This is a genomic window from Pseudomonadota bacterium (genome assembly GCA_022361155.1).
Lineage (GTDB): Bacteria > Myxococcota_A > Polyangia > Polyangiales > JAKSBK01 > JAKSBK01.
Map to the genome: position 1 here is coordinate 1 of JAKSBK010000571.1, position 2769 is coordinate 2769.

At 65.0% G+C, this 2769-nt stretch carries 2 protein-coding genes; both read right to left on the reverse strand.

Going from position 1 to position 2769, the window contains the following annotated elements:
• Positions 1-265: 265 nt before the first annotated feature.
• The gene (locus tag MJD61_21400) at positions 266-1009 is read right to left on the reverse strand and encodes a hypothetical protein (protein MCG8557814.1); all 744 of its coding nucleotides are present in this window, start codon (positions 1007-1009) and stop codon (positions 266-268) included.
• A 50-nt stretch (positions 1010-1059) separates the two neighbouring features.
• Positions 1060-2769: S8 family serine peptidase (locus tag MJD61_21405; GenBank protein MCG8557815.1), on the reverse strand; the 1710-nt coding region annotated here is incomplete at its 5' end.

Genomic DNA, 2769 nt, shown 5'->3' on the forward strand with positions numbered 1-2769 from the left:
CGGCTGGCTCCGCCACGATCTTCGCCCGCGCGCCTAACCAAGCGCCAAAAAGACGCGCTTCAAGCCCCGGGATTCGGTGGGTGGCTTGCTTGATCCAATTGGCCAGCGCCGTTTAGACGCGCTTTTTCCACCCCCGGCGACAGCCACCATCGCACAGCCGCAATCCCGTCCTCCGATCAGGTTCCGGGGGCGGGCAGGTGCCGTTGAGTGGGATGCCGCTCTCAGCGCTGCGTGTCAATCAATTCCGTCCGGGGGTTGTTCCACGTCAGGGCGCTGGATTGCAGCATATGGGCTGCAGGCCCCTGTCTGCGAAGTGGACACGGTCGACGCACACACCCCACGAATACGGTGCCAACAGCCCGCAGCTGCCGTCCCGGCGGCAGCAGCCGGCCATGGCGCAGTTGCCCAGCCAATCAAAGTTCAAGGTGGCGGGCGGGCACGCGGAGCCCAAGTTATGCGGGGGCCAGCCGCTCTTGTCGTCGTTGGGCACGCAGGTGTTTCCGAGCTGCAGGCCGCAGCCACCCGCAGGCGTGCAACACAACAGCTCTTGAACTTGGGCGTCCTCGCAAATCGGCCCTTGACTACCGCAATAGAGGCTTGCCTGCCCCCTGGGTTGGCCCGCCAAGCCCTGTAGAAAGGGGAAGTCGCAGTTGTATCCGTCGCCCCCAATGCCAAGGCCGGCCGCGCCCAACGAGCCGCCGCTGCCGCCCCAGCCACCGGCAGCCCCAACGCCCCAGGCGCCGCCCCAGTGACCGGCTCCGGCCCAACCGCCCGCGCCCACCCAGCCGCCGAGACCTCCGAAGCCCGCCACACCGACTCCACCGCCTGCCCAGGGGCGGGCGCCGCCAACGCCGCCCCAGCCGCCGGATGCTGCCCAGCCGCACGTGGAACCACCGGCGCCGCCCCAGGCGCCGCCACCGCCCCGGCCACCGGCCGCTCCCACGCCACCAGCGCTGCCTCCGTTACCCGCTGCGCCACCCGAGTTGCAGGCACATAGGAGCACCAGCAACGCACACCACCTCCGGACAGCGCTACGTGTGCTCGCCGCCATTGGGAGCCCTAATCCCCCAACGTATCCCATGCGATGCCATGGGTCGTGCCGAACGGGACGCCATTCCAGTTGATCATGAAGAGCTTGATGTCGTAGTCCTTGGCGTTAGGTGAGTTATTGTCCACGGATACGAACTGGTAGTTGCTGGCGGGATGCTGCGAGCATGCCTCGATGTTGCCAGTCTGCGCATCGTAGATACATAGCGAGTGATTCGGGTAGGGCGCCGAGGAACAAGGGGGAGGCTCGCACTGCTGGGGCTGCGAGAACAGGATCGATGCGACAAGAAGCGTCTCTTGGTCGCCGGCGCGCGCATGATAGACCTCCGGAAACAGCTGGCCCGCGGGATGCGTGCTCGGGCTCAGGCTATGCGCGTTGAACCCTCTCAGTTTGTAGGACCCTCCACCGGTGTTGTAGTGACTGGGTTTGAGCAGATGGACGGTGGCATTCGCGTTGACCAGGCCCGCGCCGTCCCAATCATCTACCGCGTCGTGCAGGTTCAGCGGCCATACCCCATGGACGTTGGCCTCGCTTTCGACCGATACCATGAGCGCGGGGACCATGACCTCCGGCCACCACTTCAGCCCCGGGTTCTGATGATGGACGCTCGCCACGATGCCCGAAATGATGGGTACCGCATAGCTGGTGCCAACCGCCCCTCCCTTGGGAACGTTGGTGTCGTCACACGGGTCCGGAGGATTCGGGGGGGTGCAGGGAGGGGAGTGCTGCGCCGTGTTGACGCCGACCCCGGGAGCCAGGATATGGGGCAGCTCCCAACCTGGGATCAGGTTCATTCCCTGCGAGAACCAGGGCATGGTGGCCGCGCTGCGGCTGGTGGACCCCGCATCGTCGGCCGCGCCCACGACGATGCCGTTGCGGTTGGCGCTGCCCACCTTCAGCCAATTACCTCCGTTGGCTGTCCCAGTCACGAACGTTGGATAGGGCGGCTGCGTAACAAGATAGTCTTGATACATCTCAATCAGGCTTTGCGAGGTTTCTTGCGCCCTGTTGTACTTATGGGCTTCGCTGCTGTTGAGAATGCTGGCTCCCTTGCCGGTTGCCCACCAGGCAGCGCTGATCCAGTCGTTCGGGGCGCCCGGCATTAACCTGCAGTCTCCCAAGACAGCCGTGCTGTAGTTGGCGATCAGGAGGTTCGCGCCACTTGCCGTGCCACCGAACGTCAGTCCTGACGACCGGATTATGCCTGCGACCTCCCTTGCATGGGGCAAACCTATTCCTTTAGGCGAGGGGCAGTGGCATTCGCGTTCGAACCCCCACATGCCCATGCAGCCGGAGCCGACCGGGACCAGGGGTACGCTTTGCAGGTCGAACCAGGACTCGGGGTAGTCGCCCTCCCATACGGCCACGTTGACGCCGGTGCCGTCCCACCCTTGAACATCGCGCACGATGTTCTGCCTTGTGATGCCATCGAAAGCCTCGCCCATGGCCTCCTGCTCGTTCACGCCCCATGCCAGCCGGATCACGTCTGCCAGCCCGCCGATCTTCCGGAGCGCCGCGGGAGTCGCCTCGATGTGCAAGAGCGGAGCAAAGGCCTTATCCACTTCGACCGGAGCGATGTAGTCGACGCCCGGCATTCCCTTGATGCTTTTCTTGAAGTCGCGGATGGCGCCCTGCGTTCGCTGGCGTATGGCCTCGAGCGCCTGGTCGCGCACCCTGTCGTCGGCGAGTATTTCTTCCTTGGTGGGCAGATCGTCTCTTAC